This window comes from Sphingobium sp. DC-2, from assembly GCF_000722555.1.
GTDB classification, from domain to species: Bacteria; Pseudomonadota; Alphaproteobacteria; order Sphingomonadales; family Sphingomonadaceae; genus Sphingobium; species Sphingobium quisquiliarum.
Window position 1 is genome coordinate 145,252 of sequence record NZ_JNAC01000075.1, and the last position, 17,926, is coordinate 163,177.

At 65.0% G+C, this 17,926-nt stretch carries 33 protein-coding genes; 10 read left to right on the top strand and 23 right to left on the bottom strand.

The annotated features are described in order from the left end of the window. Positions 1-2: 2 nt before the first annotated feature. From ET21_RS27160 to ET21_RS0116670, 23 genes are all read right to left on the bottom strand, one after another. Entirely contained in the window at positions 3-116 is a 114-nt protein-coding gene (locus ET21_RS27160) for a phage tail assembly chaperone (RefSeq protein ID WP_081856752.1), read from the bottom strand. Beyond that, a complete protein-coding gene (locus ET21_RS0116555; RefSeq protein WP_051768203.1) occupies positions 116-544 on the bottom strand; it encodes a GTA-gp10 family protein in 429 nt (142 codons plus the stop codon). The genes ET21_RS27160 and ET21_RS0116555 overlap by 1 nt, the downstream gene beginning before the upstream one ends. Further along, positions 544-966: a phage tail tube protein gene (locus ET21_RS0116560; protein ID WP_030540556.1), complete on the bottom strand. Its 423-nt coding sequence runs from the start codon at positions 964-966 to the stop codon at positions 544-546. Before ET21_RS0116560 ends, ET21_RS0116555 begins: the two co-directional genes overlap by 1 nt. 17 nt (positions 967-983) lie before the next feature. Then, entirely contained in the window at positions 984-1,388 is a 405-nt protein-coding gene (locus ET21_RS0116565; RefSeq protein WP_030540557.1) for a DUF3168 domain-containing protein, read from the bottom strand. Between the two features lie 2 nt (positions 1,389-1,390). Then, entirely contained in the window at positions 1,391-1,954 is a 564-nt protein-coding gene (locus tag ET21_RS0116570; RefSeq protein ID WP_030540558.1) for a hypothetical protein, read from the bottom strand. Continuing rightward, positions 1,951-2,304, bottom strand: a complete 354-nt coding sequence (locus ET21_RS26705; RefSeq protein ID WP_081856753.1) for a phage head closure protein — start codon at positions 2,302-2,304, stop codon at positions 1,951-1,953. The genes ET21_RS0116570 and ET21_RS26705 overlap by 4 nt, the downstream gene beginning before the upstream one ends. Next, positions 2,301-2,837 carry a phage head-tail connector protein gene (locus tag ET21_RS0116580; RefSeq protein WP_030540560.1) on the bottom strand — a complete coding sequence of 179 codons (537 nt, stop codon included), beginning with the start codon at positions 2,835-2,837 and terminating at the stop codon, positions 2,301-2,303. The genes ET21_RS26705 and ET21_RS0116580 overlap by 4 nt, the downstream gene beginning before the upstream one ends. Before the next feature lie 3 nt (positions 2,838-2,840). Then, positions 2,841-3,236 carry a hypothetical protein gene (locus tag ET21_RS0116585; protein ID WP_030540561.1) on the bottom strand — a complete coding sequence of 132 codons (396 nt, stop codon included), beginning with the start codon at positions 3,234-3,236 and terminating at the stop codon, positions 2,841-2,843. A gap of 70 nt (positions 3,237-3,306) precedes the next feature. After that, positions 3,307-4,584: a phage major capsid protein gene (locus tag ET21_RS0116590; protein WP_030540562.1), complete on the bottom strand. Its 1,278-nt coding sequence runs from the start codon at positions 4,582-4,584 to the stop codon at positions 3,307-3,309. A 92-nt stretch (positions 4,585-4,676) separates the two neighbouring features. After that, positions 4,677-5,297, bottom strand: coding sequence for an HK97 family phage prohead protease (locus tag ET21_RS0116595; protein ID WP_030540563.1), 621 nt, complete (start codon positions 5,295-5,297; stop codon positions 4,677-4,679). Continuing rightward, a complete protein-coding gene (locus ET21_RS0116600; RefSeq protein ID WP_037471201.1) occupies positions 5,272-6,561 on the bottom strand; it encodes a phage portal protein in 1,290 nt (429 codons plus the stop codon). Before ET21_RS0116600 ends, ET21_RS0116595 begins: the two co-directional genes overlap by 26 nt. Continuing rightward, positions 6,561-8,342: a terminase large subunit gene (locus ET21_RS0116605; RefSeq protein WP_030540565.1), complete on the bottom strand. Its 1,782-nt coding sequence runs from the start codon at positions 8,340-8,342 to the stop codon at positions 6,561-6,563. Before ET21_RS0116605 ends, ET21_RS0116600 begins: the two co-directional genes overlap by 1 nt. Position 8,343: 1 nt before the next feature. Further along, the gene (locus tag ET21_RS0116610; RefSeq protein WP_237751585.1) at positions 8,344-8,787 is read right to left on the bottom strand and encodes a P27 family phage terminase small subunit; all 444 of its coding nucleotides are present in this window, start codon (positions 8,785-8,787) and stop codon (positions 8,344-8,346) included. A gap of 225 nt (positions 8,788-9,012) precedes the next feature. Further along, positions 9,013-9,339, bottom strand: coding sequence for an HNH endonuclease (locus ET21_RS0116615; protein ID WP_030540567.1), 327 nt, complete (start codon positions 9,337-9,339; stop codon positions 9,013-9,015). Beyond that, positions 9,339-9,683, bottom strand: a complete 345-nt coding sequence (locus tag ET21_RS0116620; RefSeq protein ID WP_156029243.1) for a hypothetical protein — start codon at positions 9,681-9,683, stop codon at positions 9,339-9,341. The genes ET21_RS0116615 and ET21_RS0116620 overlap by 1 nt, the downstream gene beginning before the upstream one ends. Then, complete coding sequence (locus ET21_RS0116625; protein WP_030540569.1) at positions 9,647-10,333, bottom strand: DUF3164 family protein; 687 nt, start codon at positions 10,331-10,333, stop codon at positions 9,647-9,649. The genes ET21_RS0116620 and ET21_RS0116625 overlap by 37 nt, the downstream gene beginning before the upstream one ends. Beyond that, on the bottom strand, positions 10,330-10,497 hold the full coding sequence (locus ET21_RS27780; RefSeq protein ID WP_156029246.1) for a hypothetical protein: 168 nt from the start codon (positions 10,495-10,497) through the stop codon (positions 10,330-10,332). Before ET21_RS27780 ends, ET21_RS0116625 begins: the two co-directional genes overlap by 4 nt. A gap of 13 nt (positions 10,498-10,510) precedes the next feature. Next, positions 10,511-10,747: a hypothetical protein gene (locus ET21_RS0116635; RefSeq protein ID WP_030540570.1), complete on the bottom strand. Its 237-nt coding sequence runs from the start codon at positions 10,745-10,747 to the stop codon at positions 10,511-10,513. An 88-nt stretch (positions 10,748-10,835) separates the two neighbouring features. After that, positions 10,836-11,231: a hypothetical protein gene (locus ET21_RS0116640; RefSeq protein ID WP_156029250.1), complete on the bottom strand. Its 396-nt coding sequence runs from the start codon at positions 11,229-11,231 to the stop codon at positions 10,836-10,838. Positions 11,232-11,272: 41 nt separating this feature from the next. Further along, complete coding sequence (locus tag ET21_RS0116645) at positions 11,273-11,908, bottom strand: hypothetical protein (protein WP_237751582.1); 636 nt, start codon at positions 11,906-11,908, stop codon at positions 11,273-11,275. Next, positions 11,877-12,326: a LexA family transcriptional regulator gene (locus ET21_RS0116650; RefSeq protein WP_030540573.1), complete on the bottom strand. Its 450-nt coding sequence runs from the start codon at positions 12,324-12,326 to the stop codon at positions 11,877-11,879. Before ET21_RS0116650 ends, ET21_RS0116645 begins: the two co-directional genes overlap by 32 nt. Positions 12,327-12,388: 62 nt before the next feature. After that, positions 12,389-13,402 (bottom strand): hypothetical protein, encoded by a 1,014-nt coding sequence (locus ET21_RS27785; protein ID WP_156029253.1) that lies wholly within the window; start codon positions 13,400-13,402, stop codon positions 12,389-12,391. 168 nt (positions 13,403-13,570) lie between these two features. Further along, positions 13,571-13,993, bottom strand: coding sequence for a helix-turn-helix domain-containing protein (locus tag ET21_RS0116670; RefSeq protein ID WP_156029255.1), 423 nt, complete (start codon positions 13,991-13,993; stop codon positions 13,571-13,573). Positions 13,994-14,022: 29 nt separating this feature from the next. On the opposite strand from ET21_RS0116670, the gene ET21_RS26010 reads away from it, so the two are divergent. From ET21_RS26010 to ET21_RS0116725, 10 genes are all read left to right on the top strand, one after another. Continuing rightward, a complete protein-coding gene (locus ET21_RS26010; protein WP_037471204.1) occupies positions 14,023-14,286 on the top strand; it encodes a DNA-binding protein in 264 nt (87 codons plus the stop codon). A 265-nt stretch (positions 14,287-14,551) separates the two neighbouring features. Beyond that, positions 14,552-15,019 (top strand): hypothetical protein, encoded by a 468-nt coding sequence (locus tag ET21_RS0116680; protein ID WP_030540578.1) that lies wholly within the window; start codon positions 14,552-14,554, stop codon positions 15,017-15,019. A gap of 266 nt (positions 15,020-15,285) precedes the next feature. Continuing rightward, entirely contained in the window at positions 15,286-15,675 is a 390-nt protein-coding gene (locus tag ET21_RS0116690) for a helix-turn-helix domain-containing protein (protein ID WP_030540579.1), read from the top strand. After that, a complete protein-coding gene (locus ET21_RS0116695; protein ID WP_030540580.1) occupies positions 15,665-15,877 on the top strand; it encodes a hypothetical protein in 213 nt (70 codons plus the stop codon). The genes ET21_RS0116690 and ET21_RS0116695 overlap by 11 nt, the downstream gene beginning before the upstream one ends. Further along, on the top strand, positions 15,874-16,158 hold the full coding sequence (locus ET21_RS0116700) for a hypothetical protein (protein ID WP_030540581.1): 285 nt from the start codon (positions 15,874-15,876) through the stop codon (positions 16,156-16,158). The genes ET21_RS0116695 and ET21_RS0116700 overlap by 4 nt, the downstream gene beginning before the upstream one ends. Further along, positions 16,145-16,489 (top strand): hypothetical protein, encoded by a 345-nt coding sequence (locus ET21_RS0116705; protein ID WP_051768205.1) that lies wholly within the window; start codon positions 16,145-16,147, stop codon positions 16,487-16,489. The genes ET21_RS0116700 and ET21_RS0116705 overlap by 14 nt, the downstream gene beginning before the upstream one ends. Further along, entirely contained in the window at positions 16,489-16,884 is a 396-nt protein-coding gene (locus tag ET21_RS0116710) for a hypothetical protein (RefSeq protein ID WP_030540583.1), read from the top strand. The genes ET21_RS0116705 and ET21_RS0116710 overlap by 1 nt, the downstream gene beginning before the upstream one ends. After that, the gene (locus ET21_RS0116715) at positions 16,884-17,069 is read left to right on the top strand and encodes a hypothetical protein (RefSeq protein WP_030540584.1); all 186 of its coding nucleotides are present in this window, start codon (positions 16,884-16,886) and stop codon (positions 17,067-17,069) included. Before ET21_RS0116710 ends, ET21_RS0116715 begins: the two co-directional genes overlap by 1 nt. Next, the gene (locus ET21_RS0116720; protein ID WP_237751583.1) at positions 17,062-17,613 is read left to right on the top strand and encodes a hypothetical protein; all 552 of its coding nucleotides are present in this window, start codon (positions 17,062-17,064) and stop codon (positions 17,611-17,613) included. Before ET21_RS0116715 ends, ET21_RS0116720 begins: the two co-directional genes overlap by 8 nt. Beyond that, entirely contained in the window at positions 17,610-17,807 is a 198-nt protein-coding gene (locus tag ET21_RS0116725) for a hypothetical protein (RefSeq protein WP_030540586.1), read from the top strand. The genes ET21_RS0116720 and ET21_RS0116725 overlap by 4 nt, the downstream gene beginning before the upstream one ends. The last annotated feature ends 119 nt before the right edge of the window (positions 17,808-17,926 follow it).

A 17,926-nucleotide genomic window follows, 5' to 3' on the forward strand; every position in this document is an offset into this window, starting at 1 on the left:
CCTTACCGTTGCTTGTTGGCCGCAATGCGCGCGTCCACCATCGACCAGAATTCATGGGGTGTGGCCGACCAGAACTGATCGGCGCTCCACCCGAAGCTATCGAGCGCCAGGCCCATCAGGCGGCGCCAGCGGTCCTTTTCGTCTCCGCTGGAGCCGCCTTCGCTTCCCCCGACGCCTTGCGCCCACCCGACGCCGCGTCGATGAGGCAGAGCGTCAACCGCGCCATCGCGCGATGGACGCCCTCCTCGAAGATCAGTTCGCCGATGCGATCGTCATCGACCTGGGCGGTGAGCTCATCGCCCTCCGCCGCGCCGGCGCGGATCAACTCCGCGGCGATCATGCCCATCTGCTGAAGGGACAGGCTGCCGGTGTTGCCGGCACGAAACAGGTCCATGATGCTAAGACCGGTCACCCGCTCGATCGCGACGATCGCGCCGTGCGATGGGCGCATGCGATAGGCAACGCCGGCGAGCACAAGCTCATGCTCGCCGCGCTCCGGATTGGCGGGCGACCGGGTCGCCGCGCCTTTCTTCGGTGCCGCCATTAGACGGTGGCCGTCAGATCATCGACGATCGGCGCGCCGATGTTGGCCATATCGCAGCTGAAGGTGACGGCGCCGGTCTGCGGATGCTCGGACGAGAAGTTGCCGACGCCCACGAGGCCGTGGAACTTGACCACGCTGCCCTTCTTGATCTGGACGTTGATCTCCGGCGGCGAAGCCTTCGAGGCAGCGAACAGCGCGCTGAATGCAGCATCCGGCAACTTCAGATTGCCCGACACGCTGATCGTCAGCTTCTGCTGGCCGTAGCCGGTGCTGCCATAAGAGCCGGAGCTCTTGTCGGACAGGTCGATTTCCGCCGATGCGCGGCGGAAGCTGAAGCCGGTTTCGCCGCCCAGCGCCGTGAAAACTTCCGGATCCTCGCCGTCGCCGATGCAGACGCGCCAGTCCTTGCCATATTCGTTCATAAGGTCTCCTTCCGGCGTCAGGCCGGCTCTGCGTAAAATTCAAAGGTGCTGATGCCCGCGTAAGTGACGCCGTCGGGCCCGGCGTTGCTGACGGTCGAACCCATGAAGTTGGGCGTCTCGAACTGGACTCCGTCTGCTTCCAGTTCGCGTCCTTCCAGGGCGGCGCGAGCGGCATGCATCAGCGCCAGCAGCGGCGCGCGGCTCGACCCGCGGGTCACGAAGTGCAGTTCGACGCTGACCAGCTCGGTCTGGCTACCCTTGCTGCCCTCGTTGGAGATGTCGATCGAGCCGACCATCACGAACGGTGGCGGCGTGTCCTGCTTCACATGCTGGTGCACGCTGCCCAGATCGGGCGGCACGTCCGCCTTCAGCCGTGCGATCACCGCGTCCTGCGACGGGGTGACCAGGTCGATGATGTCCATGACTATGCTCCGGCCCGGGCCAGTGTATCGCTCCAGAAATTCGCCAGCCTTTGGGTGGCGATCTCCTGGGCGTTGGGAATGAAAATGAAGGGATGCGCCGGTCGCGCTTTCACCTTCATCGAATAGGTGCTCGCTATGTCGGCCGCGAGCTTCCGCCCGCGCGACGTGCGCAGGATCCTTTTCTTGTTGCCGTCGCCGATGTCGGCAAGGACGCGCCGGCGCCGCTGGACGATGACCATCTGCGCCTTGCGGCCGAATTCAATAATGCGCCCGTAGAACAGGTCGCCATAGTTCCGCCCGTTCACCTTCTTGCGCCGGCGCTTGGATTGCCCGCTTCGCTGCCCCATCAGGCCGACACGCACGCGCAGCTGCTCGAGCATCAGCCACACGGACAAGCCGGCGCGCAGCGCGCCAGTGTCTTCCGGCGCGGCCGCACGCTGCTGGTCACGATATTCCCGGCCGATGATCGCCAGCTCGACGCCCAGCTGTTCGCGCGCAGCTTCCGTGAGCGTGTCGAAGCGGCGAAGGATGACCTCGGTCCCCTCGAGCCGGGAATATTGCATCATGCGACGTCGCTCCGCGCTCCAGCGCTATCGGCAATGATGACCAGGTCACGGCGAAGGCCATCTGGATCCTGGGCGGAAGTGATGTTGAGATTGATTGAGCCGAACTTGACCTGGTCGGCCGTCAGGATGTCGCCCCGCCAGCGGATCCGAAACCGATAGACTGCGATTCCCTGATGAACCTGGTCGAGCGTCGCTTCGCGGCCAGAAAGCCCCTCCGCCTCCGCCCAGGGAGCGGCGATCGTCACCCACTCGCTGGTGTATGCGCCCTTGCCGTCGTCGACCTCGACCAGGCGCCGGATCGTGATCTTGTGCCGCCGGCGCGGATAGTTGACGTAGCTGCGCCTGGTCACAGCCAGATCCGGTCGTTGGTCGTCGCTGCGAACAGATCGAACGGCACCCCATCGAAGCGGCCGCGCACATCCATTTTCAGCGCCAGAGAGATGGACGGAGGAATGGCATCGCCATATCCGACATTGAGGCGGACGCCGATCGCGCCGGAAGCTTGGCTCGCGGCACCGCGCGGCCAGCTGCGACCCGGCTTCGGACGGATTCCCTTCTCAAGCCCGGCGCCGAACAACTCATAGTCGGCCTGGTCGATCGTTACATCGCTGCCGGAAGCGTCACGATAGGTGATTTCCGCCACGGCGTTGACCGGGCCGATCGTAAGATGCTCGAGATCGTCGAAATGGTCGGCGCGGAGCTCGACCTGCTGCGCGCCGATCCGGGTGGACGTAAGGCGCTCAATCTCACCGATCGACGCATCGATGTAGGCGCGGATCTCTTCGTCCAGCTCGTCGCCATCGATGCGAAGAAAGGTTTTTACCGGCGCGAGCTCGACGACGTCGCCCTCCGGTCCGGTGATGACGATCGGCGCGCTCAGCATCGGTCAGCCTTCAGCCGGCGGATCGCAATCCACCGCAAAGCCAGCATTGACCAAGCGCTGCGCTTCCGATGGAGCGTCGCCCTCACCGGGAACGTCGCAGAACGGGTGCTTGTCACCCCGCGCCAGGCTAAGTTCAGGACCGGACAGCCCGGTTTCCATGCGCAGCCACCGCACCTTGCCTGACTTCGCGGGGGCCTCAACGGGCGCCTTTGCCTCGGCAAGTTCGGGAGCCGGCGCGGGCGGCGATTCGACGGGCGCAGCAGGCGCGCTGGCGGGCGGTGTGGATGCTGCCTTGATGGGAGCCGCCTGGGCGGGTGCTGCGGCAGCAGCGGGCGCGGCGGCTGAAGCCGGCGCAGCGGCAGTGCGGCGCGACGCGCCTCGGGGGGCTTTCGCCATCATGTTGTCTCCCGATGGAGTGAGGAAAGCGGGGCGGCCATGGGCCACCCCGCCAGCTCATGCTCTGCCTGGATCAGGCGAGCTTCAGGTGCTTGACCGCGTTCGAGTCCAGCAGGTCGCCGTCGTATCGGATGAGGCCCGCCATCCCGACCTTCGGCCAGAAGCGCTCGCGGACCGTTCCGATCAGCGGCGAGCCGACCTTGCGGACGGTGTAGCGGCTGAAGTCGCCGAAGATGATGGCGCGGTTGCCGGTGGCAATCGCGGGCACATCGTCGTTGACCGAGTAGGGCTTGCCCAGGATCAGGTCGGGCGCGCCGACGCGCACGTCGCCCATTTGCCAGAGGAAGTTGCCCTGGCCGTCCTTCAGCTTGCGGATCGACCCCAGCGTGGTGTCTGCGAACATCCAGCGGCAGAAGGGGCTGCGACGATAGGCAGCGTTCACCGAATGCTGCAGATCGATCAGTTCGTCGGCCGCGATCGCGGTGGCCGAGACCGCGGTCTTGCCCAGCGCCGAGGCAACGACGACGCCGCGAGCCTCATCGACACCGGTGCCGACCGTCAGCTTGGCGTTCGCGCCACGGCCGAGGCGTTCACCGAGCTTGCGCGCTACGAACTGCTCGATGTTGAACGCGGAGTCCTGGAGCAGCTCGAAGCTGATCTTCAGCCAAGGGGTGGCATAGACGAAGGCAGCCAACGACGCCTGGCCGAACACCAGATCTCCGCTGTTGTCATCCGTCAGATCGTCGCCCTCTTCGAGCAGCGCCGACGACTTGCCCGTGTCATCGTTGGTGGGAATGTCGAACGGATTGCCCGAACTGGTGATCATCTCATCGGTGATGGTGCCGTCATACATCGGACCCCAGTCCTTCATGACTTCCACGATGCGGTTCGCCAGCGTGGTCGGGACGGTATAGCCCCCGCCCGCGGCAGTGCCCGCGGTCTGCGTCCGATTTTCCACATAGCCCCGGCGCAGCAGCGATCGCTGCTCCGTATCCAAGGCGCTGATGTCGCCGCCTTCGCTCAGCATGGCATAGAAGGCGTCCCGATATTCAGCCTGCAGCTGCTCGGCGTCCTTCTCTTCATCGCCGCCTTCCTGGCCGCGATGCTCGACGTCACGGCCGCGCGGGCGATTGCGCGAGCGGCGCTCTTCCTCCGCGCGCTCGGCGGCGGCGGTGCGCTCTTCGCGGGCGATCTTCTGATCGAGGGCGTCCACCTTCGACATGACCTGGTCGTGGCGCTGTTCGAGCTCCGCAGCCTTCGTGGTGTCGGTTTCCTTCTCGGCCTGCGTCAGCAGGTCGCGGGCCTCGGTGACGAGCTGGCCCCGCTCCTCATAATACTGGGTGAGAATCATCTCATGCTCCTGGTAAAGAAAAACCCCGCACGGGCGGGGCGATCAGGGCGAGAAGCGGGCTGCTTTCGCCACCTCCGGCTTTCGCCGGGAACTCAGATTTTCCGCTCTGACTGAGCGAGCCGCATGCGCTTGGCGGCAATGCGGCCGAGTGCACCGGTTTTGTTGTGGCTGCGCCGCTCCTGGCGAGCACCTTCCAGCGATCGAAGCCCTACCTCCGTCTGATGCCACACCGGCATGGGCGTGTAGGTGATTTCATAGAGCTCGCCCTCCAGGATGGTTCGCCGGGGCGGCTCCGTGGTGTCGTCCCATTCCTGCTTCGTCGCTCGAAACCCGAAAGACATACCAGCAATGTCGCCGCGCTCGATCTGCACAGCAAGATCGCGGCCGTCAGACGTGTCGGGCAGCGGGTTTTCAAACGACAGGCCCTTGGCATCGGACCGGAGTGTCAGCGTGCCAGCATTCTTCCGGCCGACCACACGCCCGGTGTCGTGGCTGTGAACTGCGAGGACGTCCCGCTCCTGGAGCGACTTGTCAAACGCACCAGGTGCAATCGTCTCGATCCAAAGATCGTGGACGTTGGCCTCCTGGTTATAGAGCACGGCATAGCCGCTGGCTGTCCGGGCATCTGTGGCGCCATCAGCCGCGCGGATTTCTAGGCCCTCGGTGAGCGCGCGAAACTCACGCTGATCAGTCGTCGGTTTGGGTGCCGGCATAGTCGCCGTCCTCCTTGTTGTCGTTGATGGGCGGCTTGCCGCTGTTACCGACCGGCGGTGTCGTCCCGAGCGGCACCGTCGCGCCCTGGATGTAGAGCTTGGCTCCGGCACCGCTGGGATCGGCCGGTCGATCCTCGAGCGCCCTGCCCTCGTCCGGCGTCATCTGGCCCGTCATGATGGCGCGCGCGATGCCCTCGATCCGATCCTTGAACGCGCCGCGCTGCATGCCGTCCAGATTGTGCTTCACCTTGCGGCTGCGCCGGCGCTGGCCGAACAGCTTAAGATTGAGCTCGTCCTCGAACGCCTTGGCCCATTGGCCGAGCGTGTGCTTCACCAGCTGCAAATCCTGCTGCTCGGTGTTGGAGAAGGTGCCCTTGGACAGATCCTGCACAAAGACCGGAGGCAAGCCCCAGATCCGGGCGACTTCCTGGATCTGGAAGAGCCGCGCTTCCGTCATCTGACCTTTGGCCGGCTCGATACCAATCGGATTCAACTTATGGCCCGGGGGCATGCCGAAAAATGGCGCTCCCGCCCTTTTTGCCAGATCGATCGCGCGATTGATGTCCGCCTGCGCGCGCTTGAACGCCTCCGCGCCCTGGGGAAGTGGACCCTCCAGCGCGAGCGGCGGAACGCCGCCACTGGCGAAGAAGCTGCCGGCGAAGTCGTTCATGGCCAGCGCAAGCGCGATCGCCTTTCGGCCGAGGAAAATCGGGCTGTAATGGCCGACCAGATCCGACTTCGGCATGAACGTGACGTCGATCACGTCCCGCGCCGGATATTCACGCCCGCCGTTACGGTAATATTTCCGGCCATCACGGCGGATGATCGTCGTTTCGCGCGGATCGAGCGGCCAGAGCGCGACCGGCTTCACGCCCGCGCGTTCAATCCAACTCATGCCGCGGCCGCCGGTGAACACCTGCTGCCATTTGTGCCGCCGCCATTCGAAGCTGGAAACCTCCTCGTTCGGTGCTTCATTCAGCAGCATGGCCAGATTGCCGTCGATCTTCTCCCCGCCCTCTCCGCCGCGGAATGCCTGTAGGGGCAAGCTGGCAAGCGCGCGGGACAGGAAGCCGACCGCGCACATGACGGCGGGAACGCCCAGCGCCGCGTCGATCGACACCGGCGGCAGGGCACCGCGGCTGTCGAGCACGCCGAGCATGGACAGCAGGGCCTCGGGATTCTCGCTCAGGCGAGAGGTCGGATCTTCGATCGACCGCGTCTCTGTGCGAGCGCGGGACTGGCGGACATAATCATCGGGGGACATCAGGCTTCGTCCGCTCCGCTCATGCTGAATTCTGGGTCATCCCAGGGCGATGCAGGCATTTCTTCCTTCTCCTCGCCCATGTGGACGCCGAGGGCGCTCATCAGCGCGACCGGGTTGTCGATCTTGAGATGCGCCTGTCCCTCCGGCTTGTTGGGATAGACGTTGTCCTTTTTGTCGGGCGCGCCGACGACGTTGGAGATCTCCCACTCCATGACTGGGTCGCCGCCGTGGATGATCCGGCGGGACCGCATGAGAGCGTCCAGCTCTTTCATCGGCTCGCTGAAGTTCAGCACCGTTGGGCGATATTCGATCACCGGCACGCCGGTCTTGGCGAGCCGCGTCGACAACTGCGTGGCCTGGAACGGGTCGTAGGGGACACGCTCGACCTGGAACCGCTCCACCGCCTCGTTGATCGCCGCCTCGATCTCGTCATAATCGACGATGTTGCCGCTCGTGACATCCAGCAAGCCGAGCGCGTCCCATCCTAGATAGGCCGGAACGTCCGCCACGGTGTCTGCCGGAAGGAAGTATCGGCCAATGCGGATAAACGGATCCTCCGACGTCGCCTTCTCACCGATCGGCAAGAACAGATATTCCAATGCCGCGATGTCGATCTTCGACGCGAGGTCCAGTCCCAATATTACCCGTCGGCCGCGCAGCCATTCAAGCGCGAGAGCGTCCTGCGGGTTTGCCGGGATCTCCGGATCCTTGCATTTGCGCCAGGCTTCGACGTCGTAGTAGGCCGCCTTCGCCGAAACCCAGAGGTTCAGGTGTTTCGTCTTGGTGACGCCGGCCTTGCGAGGCGTCGCCACCGCATCGCGGATGCGCGCCCGAAGAAAGTCACCCGACACGGAAATGTCGATATTCGGGTTCGCCTTCCGAACCGCGAGTTCCGACTTCCAATCGTCGCCGTCGTCGATGGTATATTCGACGAACAGCGTCTCATGATCCAGCGGCGGTCCACCATCCCGGCCCACGCCGGCGAGGATCTTCCGCTCTTCCTGGATCAGCGCATAACACGGGCCTGCCAGGTTATCGCCTGCAGTGGTGATCAGCAGCTGCAGAGGCTGGTCGCGCGCGCCCATGCCGGTGATCATGGTGTCGACCTGGCCGTCGTCGGCATGCTCATGGTATTCGTCATGAATGGAGCAGCTCGGGCTCTGGCCGTCGCCGGGATCACCGACGATGGTTTCGAACTTCGATCCATCAGCAATCCTGACGATTGACTTTGCCGGCACCTCCAGGCCGAAATGCTTCTTGAGCGCGGGCGTGCGCTCCACCATCAGGCGCGCAGGCTTAAAAACCTCCCACGCCTGCTTTTCATTCGTCGCCCCAGAATAGACCTCCGCGCCAAACTCGCCGTCGGCGCAGAGCATGAAAAGCCCGATGCCAGCCGCGATCGCGGACTTCCCGTTCTTGCGCGGCACGACCAGGAACAGGCGGCGGAACCGGCGAAGCCCCTTCCGCTCCCCGTTCCGGTAAACCCATCCAAAGGTGACGCAGATGATCCAAACCTGCCACGGCTGCAGGACCAGGCGCTCCTTTGACCGCGCCCATTTCCCTTTGCTGTGCGGCAGCTTTTCGATGAAGCGACACGGCCGCGCTGCCTTCTCCTCGTCGAAAACGAACGGGAATTTACTGGCCCGGACCTTGCTGAGCTTTACCTCGTCCAGGAAGCGGCGGCACTGCAGGCGGATCTGCAGCCCTGCCGGGATCTTACCCGAACAGACGTCAGCGGCGTATTTGCGGGCAATCGCCGGATGTTCACGCTGCTCCCCCACATCAGAAGTCGGCGAAGTCGTTGTCCTGCTGCTGCTTATGGCCGGTGGCCAGCTTCAGCGCTGCGGACGGATTGAGCATTAGTTCGCCCAGCAGCGACTGGGCATGGCGGAGCGCCTCTGACAGCATGGCGACCTCGGGACGGGCTCGGATCATCTCGAAGACAACCTCCTTACCCTCGATCTTCTTACTGGTCTGGCTCTTGAAAGTGTCGCCTTCGACCTCGAGCACAGCCTGGTAGCGGGCAATCTGCGAGAGCCGCAGAGCAAGCAGCCCGACATGATCGGCGTAGTGTGGGCTCGCGCGCTTCTGATCTTCCAGAATTTGCGCGATCGCGGCGAAATGCTGGCGCTCGATTTCGGATAGGTGCAGCGGCGCGATCATCGGGCCGAGCGGCACGTCCTCATTGACTTTCGCGTCGCGATCGGCGCGATATGTGCCCTGCACTTCCTTCAATGTAGGGTCTTTACGCTTGCGACCGGCACCGGACCGGGATCCACCTCTCGCCATCCCAGGCCCTCACTTTTTACCCTTTGATTTTGACTGCGTAAGAAAATGCCTGACGTGCGGTCCTGGCAGGGGGTTTGCCCCCAAAACCACCCCTCCCCCTCCCCGGCCGGGCCTCGCCGGCCTCGCCGGGCGACCCGCAGGCATCGGCCCAGGCGGGCGGGATCAGACGCCGCGCCGCCTGCCTCGCGCCGATTCGCGCGCCGTCTTGGCCTTGCTGTGCGGCCAGCAGAGGCCCTGATAGTTCGACCGCACCGTCTTGCCGCCTTCCGCCTGGTTGGCGATGTGGTCGGCAACGGCAGTCGGCCGAGGTGGCACCACGCCGTCAGCGACGCACTGCCTGCAGTAAGGCTCCTCGATCAGCACCTGCTTGCGGATGGCATCGTGCTCGGCGCCATAGCCGCGCTGCTGCCGCGTCCTGTCCTTCGAGGTGGCCCACGGCTCGGGCGGGCGCCAACCGGGCGGGCGGAAGCGCGGCGCTTGGCTTGGCACTAAGCTTCCTTGACGGTGAGGGCGGAGATCTCGGCGATCAGCTGCTCGCCCTTCTCCTCGACGCCGAACACGTCCAGCTCGGCGAGGACAAAGCCCGGCAGGTAAACCGAGTTTTCGTCCAGCGTGTCCAGCCAGGCGCTGTTCGACACTCCCTCGACCAGCAGCGTGAGCCTATGTCGCCCGCCGATATAGGTGGGTCCGTCCCACGGCCTGGAGCGCTCGACCATGCAGTCGACGGTGCAGCCTGCCATCTCGGCCGACCGCTCCAGTTCGCGCTTCAGCCGATCCCCGGCGACGACATGGGCGCTCATGCCGCCGACACGTCGATGGTGATGGGTTGCCATGCAGCCTGAGCATTCGGCCGCTGGTACATGCGGATGTACCGCTTCGATCCGACGATCCTGATGCTGTCGCGGATGGCGGTCATCGCCTTCTGCCAGCGCGGATCGGAGATCTCCAGGCGCAGCAGCGAGAACAGCCCGGAGCGATTGATGCGCCCTTGGCTGTCGACGTCGAAAGCGCGGGTGATGAGCGTGCGGATCTCCGCGCGGCTTTCGGCCGACCATTCGCGCAGGCATTCGTCCACGATGCCCTTGGCGACCTGGAGCTCGGGCCCGAACAGGATCGCGTCGGCCACGGCGACCTTGATCATCATCAGGCCGTCATAGGAAGTGAAGGTGAGATTGCCCTTCGATCCGCCGCGCTTCGCCTGATATTCCTGCTCCAGCAGCGCGACGAAATCATCGACATCGTCGAAGCTGTGCTGGCGGAAGCGCGCGACCTGCGCCGAAAGCGGAAGTGCGAAGCCGACGATCTTGCGCACCAGCTCATCCTGGAGCTTGTCGATCGGCTTCACGGCGACGTCGGGGATCAGCCCGCCATCGGCGTTGGTCCAGTAAGTCGCGCCGTCGATCTCGCGGCGGCCGGCGGGCGGCCCAGCGCCGTCGCCATCGCCGGGCGCTCGCTGTGCCGGGGTATCAACCGCTTCGGTCATGGAATGGCCCGCCACCGCGCCGAAGTTTCGACGTCCAGAAGCGGTTTTGCGCTGGGCCGATCGACCAGGTCGAGAAGCGCGGCCAGATAGCGGCGCGTGACCAGCACCGGTTCCTCGCCGGAGCCTTCCCGCGCGATGGAGCGGAGCCGGGACATATCGATCATAACGGAACTCCGTTCAGAACCAGGCACTGGACTTTGCGCCCTGCGTCTCGATCGCGAGCGGCGGTGCCGACGGCGGCCGCTCTCCGCGATAGGGCGCGACGATGGAGGCGGCGATGGCCTGGGCCCGCTCTTCCAGCGCGTCATAGTCGCGCGTGTGCCGGATGTTGCGGGCGTCGCGGATCAGAAGGTCCAGCTCATGGCTGGCGCGCTCGAGCTGATCGGCGATCGAAGGCCGGGTTGGCTTGGCCATGGCAGCGCCTCCATCGACGCGAAAAAGCCCACCGACGGGAGGTCGATGGGCTCAGGACGCAGTTCATGCGGGGTCGGATTTGCCGCTTTCATGACCGTTTGGGGAGGCTCGTTTTTGTAACGCCCAGCCTTTCTTCCACCGTCGGCCAGGTCGGAACGCCTCGCGCACGCTTGATAAGGTCCTCGAAATCGACGGTCGCCTCGAACCCTACGGCGCGGGAAATCGCGCAGAAACAGGTGTGCAGGCTGTTCTGCCGCTGGACATCGGTGCTGTGCTGCGTCCGGCCCGGCCGCAGCTTCCCGACGGTGGCCTGCCAGAATTCGTCATAATACCACCGTTCCGCCGTGCGGCTCACGCTCCACAGATATGCAAGGGCGAAGCGCAATCCCGCCGATGGCGCGATCGGCGCGAGATGCGCTGCATCCCTGGCCTCATGCACCACGCACAATGCCTTGAAGACGAGATGGCCGGGTTCGAGTCGCATTCAAAGAACATAAAGGGAACATAGGGCCGAATGGCAAGGCTTCAGGCGATGCCCGCCTGTGCCGCCGCCAGATCGGCCGCGCTGATCTCCCGGCAGGCCTCGCCGATCATCCTTCCCCATAGCTGGAGCGACTGTTCCAATATCGCCGCCGCTTTCCGCGCCGATGTGCGGTACAGCCGCGCGGCCTCGGTAACGGCCATGTCGCTCACGATGATGTCGAGCGGCAGCGCGGCGCGGCCGCCCAGCTGCGCGCGCCAGCGCGAATAGGCGACCTCCGCACGCACCGCCCCCAGCGCCTCCCAGAAGACGTCGCCATGGCGGCTGGTGTCGACGCGTGTCTCCAGGCTGGCGGTGCTGACAGCGACGTCGGCGCCGATGCGTTCGGCCACGGTGCGGATCTGCTGCGCCCAGGCGACCTCCTCGATCACCAGCCGCCCGCTGCTGTAGAGCCGCGCGATCGCGCCCTGGCGGACCTTGCTGGCATGATGGTGGGTTTCCGGCGTGCCGTTGCGCTTATGGGAAAATTTGCGCAGCTGCTCGTCCCGTTCCTTGCGGAGGGCGCGCTCTTCCCGCGCAAGCCGGGGATGGCGGTGGGCCCATGCGGTATGGGCATGGGCCTGCGTCCTTGCACGTTCCGCTTCGATGCTATTGGGCTTTGCGCCCTTGGCCCTCGCCATTCCCGCTGTCTCCCTGCTCGCGCGCATCATGCGCGGCGGCGGGGTTCGGCGGCAGGCTCGCATTTGTAACGGCCTCCTCGATGTCCAGCAGGGGCAGCGCCTCGGGATGGACGATCTCCATCCGGCCGGGATTGACGATATAGCCCAGCGCCTGCAGCTGGCGCAGCGCTTCCTCATGGCTGCCGATCGGCGTCACGCCGCGCGTCTTCCCCGGCACGCGATGGATCCGCTGTTCCCGCTCCAGCTTGCGGATCGCGTCCTGCACGCGCGACCTGTTCGTGCCGACGGCCGCGGCCATCTCGCTCAGCGAGGGGCCGACGCCATGCCTGTCATGATACACCCGGATGAACGCCAGCACCTGCAGCTTCCTGCTCGCCATCTCCGGCGACAGGCGAGGTACGTCTTCCATGATCCCCATAGGGGCTGCCTCCCTGCGAAGGGAGAACATAAGGGGAAAGGCCTTGAAAATCCACCAGTACTCTAGTTGGCGTCGTTCCCGAACGGTGCCAGCTGCCATGCCATGGGCTGCGGCTCGCCCATCGCTTTGCTTGCCAAGGCTTCGCCGCGCTTGAACTCATCGGCATCAAGCACATAGCAGAATTTCGTCCAGCGCTTCTCCCGAAACGTGTCGCGATACACGATAAGGCCGAACACATAAAACTCTGCCTCTCCTTTGCGCACAGCTTCCAATTGTGCAGCGGTCACGGGCTCGGGGGGCACAATTTCGCCTTCGGCCTCCTCCCCGCCATGCACCACCATCGCCTTGGGACGGCCGATCTTGGGTATGGCATTCCAGGATCGAGTGGCATGCTGTTCCGCTTGCTGCTCAGTCAGGATGGCGGCTGAACCCATGTGCATAAGCTGATACGCTGGTGTTGTGCCGCCGTTACGAAGAGTGAATCTGAAGCAGATCGCCTGACTGCCATCCGAATGCCGGAAATGAACCAGTGTTCCAGGCCTCGCCGAAACATAGGCGCGCAGTTCCCGCCGGGTAGTTGAGCGTGTCTCGGCGAATGTCCATACCAGCAGCACCGTGCTAAATAAGCCCAGAGCGGACGATATGATCAGGGAAAGGACGGAATATTGGACGCCCTCGCGCGCGGCATCGACAGCCTTCCATTGAGCGCACAGCTCACTGCGGCGATCGTCGTTCTTCTCGTCGCAATTCACGTTCTGGGCAACGCCTACTATGCGATTGGCGACCGGGATGGTAGCCGCTGGCACACCGCCCGGCTCTGTGGCGCTGCTATCCTTCTGCTGTGGCTGGGCATCCATCTTCTGGTGACGGTGATCGCTTCCGCCCTTCCCGGCCGCTATTAGGCCGAGGCCAACAAGCGGCAGCACGAGCCAGATCGCTTTCCTCATTTCGGCCCGAAAACCTGTGTGATGAAGGGCGGGTTCACCATCAGCGGTTCCACCGCCCTTCCATCTCCAAGTTGAGACATCTTTGCTGCGCAATTTCAGCGTCGATTTCGGCGTTTGGGGCGCCTTCACGCAGCCGCTCCATTGCGACCTTACGTTCGGCGGCACATAATTCTCTTCCAGGTGCGCCCACCTTCCGCAACAGTTCCAATTCTTTCTCCGCCTTCACGCTCTCCTTTTCACCGCATGCCGCTACGCCAGCGGCAACCAAGACCGCTACCCAGATCGCGCGTCTCACGATTATTCCCCCCTGTATTCCATGCCCTGATCATGTAACGCAGCCCCCAGCGCCGGATTGTGCGTGTCACCCACTATGCGCCGGGCGAGCAGCAAGAATGCGTCTTGCGACTGAACATCCAAGCATTGGAACACGTCGAGCATGGCGGATTCGCGGACGCCTAACCGCGCACCGTCTCGTCGGCCGGTCAAAATGTACCCGACGTCCAACCCGTGCTCGGAAATCAGATCCAGATATTCGGCCCGAAGTTCCCGTTCACCGTTTTCCAAAAAGCTTTGGCGGTTGCGCGAAACGCCTATTTTTTCGCAGAATTTCCCCTGATGAGGTTCTACGCGCATGCGCTCTTCACGCAGCCGTGATGCATACGGCTGCGTTTTTGAAGAATCACCTTGACGTTTCTCCGTTTTCAAAGAATATTGCACCATAGTTCCACAATTCAGGTGCATCGCACATCATGGCCGAGTCTCCAACTGCCTCCGGCGGCGCAGGCGCTCGCGGCTTTTCGCCGCAGGCCTTTGCGCAGGCGAAAGCACGCCTGACAGCGCAGGGAGTCACCTATGGGCAGTGGGCGGACGAACATGGCTTCAGCCGCCGCCTTGTCTATGAAGTGCTCGCGGGCCGCCGTGCCTGCCGCCGCGGCGTATCGCATGCTGTCGCCGTCGCCCTTGGTCTCAAGGATGCGACCGCCGGCGACCAGTTGGAAGGCGTGCGCGGATGATCGGGTCACTCTTTGCCGCTATCGGACCTGCATGCTTGGGTCGCGCCCAATTCGCCGCCCATTTTGAGACCATCGAGACCCTGACCCCCGGCTCCCGTAACCGACTGCACGCCGGGGTCACACCTGCCGCCGCCGTTTCACATTCCCCCGAGCCGGCGGCGGCTTTTATTTTCGGGCGCTCCGGCCGTCCGGGATCTGCCGCAGCCTGGCCGGGCGCGAGGTCCAACCCATCCCTTCGGGTCGCACCAGGGAAGGGAGCCGGAGCATGACGAAGCGCCGCGCCCCGCTCTCGATCGACACCGCCCTCGCGCGCATCGCCGGCCAGCTGAACGGCGGCTGGGCGGATATGGCGGCTGTGACCGGCTATGCCGAACGCACCGTCCGTGCCTGGGGCGATGTCGATCGGGAGGAACAGATCAACCTCCCCGCCGCGATCAAGCTGGACATCGCGTTCCAGGCGGCTGGAGGTACGGGCGCGCCGATCTACGAAGCCTATGGCGATCTCGTCCAGGTCGCGGCGGCCGAAGCATTTGGCGACAAGCAGCAGCTGCTGCGCGCGACCATGGCCTTCATGCAGGAAAATGGCGAGGCGGAACTCGCCCTGCTCGAAGCGACCAAGCCCGACGCCGGGCCCGCCGAACTGGCGATCGCGCAGAAGCAGCTGCTCGATGTCCGCGAAGACGTCGACCAGATGCTCGCCGGCCTCTGCGGCCGCCAGCGCGAGCCTCCCTGATCCCGCAATTGGCCCCCCGGCCTGAATTCTTGATCCACTTTTGATCCACCGGCCGGCCCGTCGCGCATGATGCGCTTCCGGGAAGGCTTTTCTGCTGCCCGGAGAATGTCAGTGCTGAACAAAGCAAAATGGACGGACGCCATGCTTCGCGGGAGGCACAACGCACTGATGGCGCGCTATGCCATGCCCCGCGATCTGCGACCGACATTCGCCGCCTGCGCACGCAGCAGCTTTTTTCTGGCGCGCCACCATCGGACGGGTGGCCTGTGACCCCCGGCACATATCTCGCGAAGCGCCGCCACGCCGCCGGGCTGTCGATCGACGACGTTGCCGCGCTGGTCAGCACGTCGCCGCGTCTGGGCGAGATCGACCGCCGCGCCTGGATCGATCGTATCGAAAAGGACGTCGCCGCCATCAGCCCCGACGTGGCCGCTGCGCTGGCGGATGCCTTCCCCATTTCCCGCCGCGTGCTGCAGCAGCTGATCGACCTGCGCAGCTATGGCAGCGGCGCGGTCGAACTCCCGCGCATCTGCCTCGATTGCGGCTGCACTGAATTCGACGCCTGCCTCGATCCGCTCACCGGCACCGCCTGCGCCTGGGCGTCAGAGGATCTCTGCACCTCCTGCACAGGAAAGGACTTGCCCGATGCGGCATGAAGTCATCTCCACGAAACTGCATCCGCTTGACTGCCAGTGCGATCTCCACCGAGAGCCGCTGGTCCAGCGCTGGGCCCGCGCGGCCGATCCGGCCGACGAACTGGATGCTATCCGCAAAGGGCTGATTGCAGGCACCTGGGTGGCTGGGGTGCTGGCAGGCGCGAAATATGCGCCGACCGTCATCGACTGGCTTTGCTCATGACGGCCCTGCAACTGACCGAGCAGGACAAGGCGTCGATCGCCTATGTCTCTGATACGCTCGGCATGGCCTTCATCTCTGCTGGCAATGCTGCGCTGACGCCGATCTGCTCCAATCCGTCGGTCAGCCCGATCGCGTTGTTGCTCGGCCTCGTACAGGCGCACGTGAATGGCCTCGCATCAGCGCTCGGCCAACTCAACGAACCGACCCGCGACCGGCTGATCGCAGGCGTACCCGCGCAACTCGCCACGCTGATGCAGGGGGCTGCCAATGAACGCGGCTGATATCGGCTATCGCTTCCGCAACGGTGAGGTTGGCAATGTGGCCGATCATCCGACGGCGCCCTTCCCCGCTCCGATCCTCGTCAACGATCGCGGCGAAGGCTTCTTCCCCCATGCATTCTGCGCGGGCGAAGTGATGCTCATGCCAGTCTGCCGTGGCTTGGCGATGGGCTGGGCCGCGGCGCCGGAGGTCGGCGGCGCGCTGCTCTCGATCTTCGCGGGCAATCCCGACGCGCCCACCGATGAATCCGTTGCCACCCTCCTGTCGCGCGATGGCCTGCGGGCGCTGATCGCGGACCTCCAGTCCATCGACCGGCAGCTGGGGGAAGGCTGATGGGCGGGCGGCGCATCCTCTCCGACGAGCAGCTGGCCGAAATGGCCGAACTGCGCGAGCGCGGCTGGGGCCTGACCCGCATCGCCGAACATTTCACCGATGCGGGAACGCCGGTCAGCCGCTCGACCGTCAACTGGCAGTGCCTGCGCCTGGGGGCGGATGCCCCGCCTCGCCTGCGCGGCAGGCAGACTGCGCCCAGCGCGCCTTATTGGCGCGGCGGCAGGTCCTGCCGCCCCTGGACCGATGCGGAGGATCGCCAGTTGCTGCGGCTGGAAGCGAGTGGCGTGAGCGCGACGGACATGGCGCGCCGTCTCGGCCGCGCCAATAGCAGCGTTCGCGGCCGCCTCCTGACGCTCGCGCGCCGCGATGCGCGCCGCGAGGAGGCGCACGCCTGATGCGTGAACGCCGCACCCAACCCTACAGCGCGGAGGAACTGCGCGCGATGCGCCGCGACGGCGACAGCGTCGCGCAGATCCACGGCCGCGCATACCGCCTTGACCGCTCGATGACGAAGGACCGCCTCCGCGCGATCCTGTTCGAAGACGCCCCGGCGCGGCAGGAGGCACTGGCAAATGGCTGATGTCCGCGCATACCGGCCCGCCAACGGCACCGAGGGGGACTGGTTTCTCGGCCGCTGGTGCGATCGCTGCGCGCGCGGCGAGGGCGGCTGCGGCGCCTGCACCCTTTGCTGCACCGTGATGAAGGTCACGGCGCCTGCATTCGTGAAGCCCGCGCATGAGACCTGCGCCCATTGCACGTCCGGCGGCTGCGCGATCTATGCCGGCCGGCCGGAATCGTGCGCAACATTCCAGTGCTGGTGGTTGGGCAGCCAGCGCATGCCGGAATATTCCATGCCTTCGAACATGCGCCCCGATCGCACGGGCGTGGTTCTGGATCTGAATAGTGCCGGTTATGTCATAGCGCACTGCGCGCGGCCTGGAGCGTGGAAGCGCGCGCCCATGCGCGAGTGGCTGCTTGCAGCCGCGCGCACCACGCGGGTGCTGCTGGAGCTTGGCGCGACAACGCAGTTGCTGAACGCCGACGGCAGTGTCGAGCAGCTTGTCAGCGTCGGCGTCGATCCAAAGACGAACGAACGCCTTTACGTGCGCGAGACCGCCGCATGAAACCCAATCCCGGATATTGCCCGGCCGAGGCCGAAGGCAAGCGGGTCAGGGTCTGGCTCGCTCATGGCGGCGTTGGCGCCACCTATGACGATCCGATGGTCCCGCCCGGTTGGGCCGCTGACGGCCCGCGCGGCTGTTGCTGGGAAATCACCGGCCACCCCTTCGACATCGCTTTCTACGAGGTGCTCCATTGAGCCGCGTCGGCCGCGCCTTCCCGCTGATCGCCAGCCCGTGCAGCTGCGGCGAGTGCCAGCGGCTCGATCGAGATCATCCGAATGAGGGCCGTCAGCTTGCGCTGGTCGCCTCCACCCCA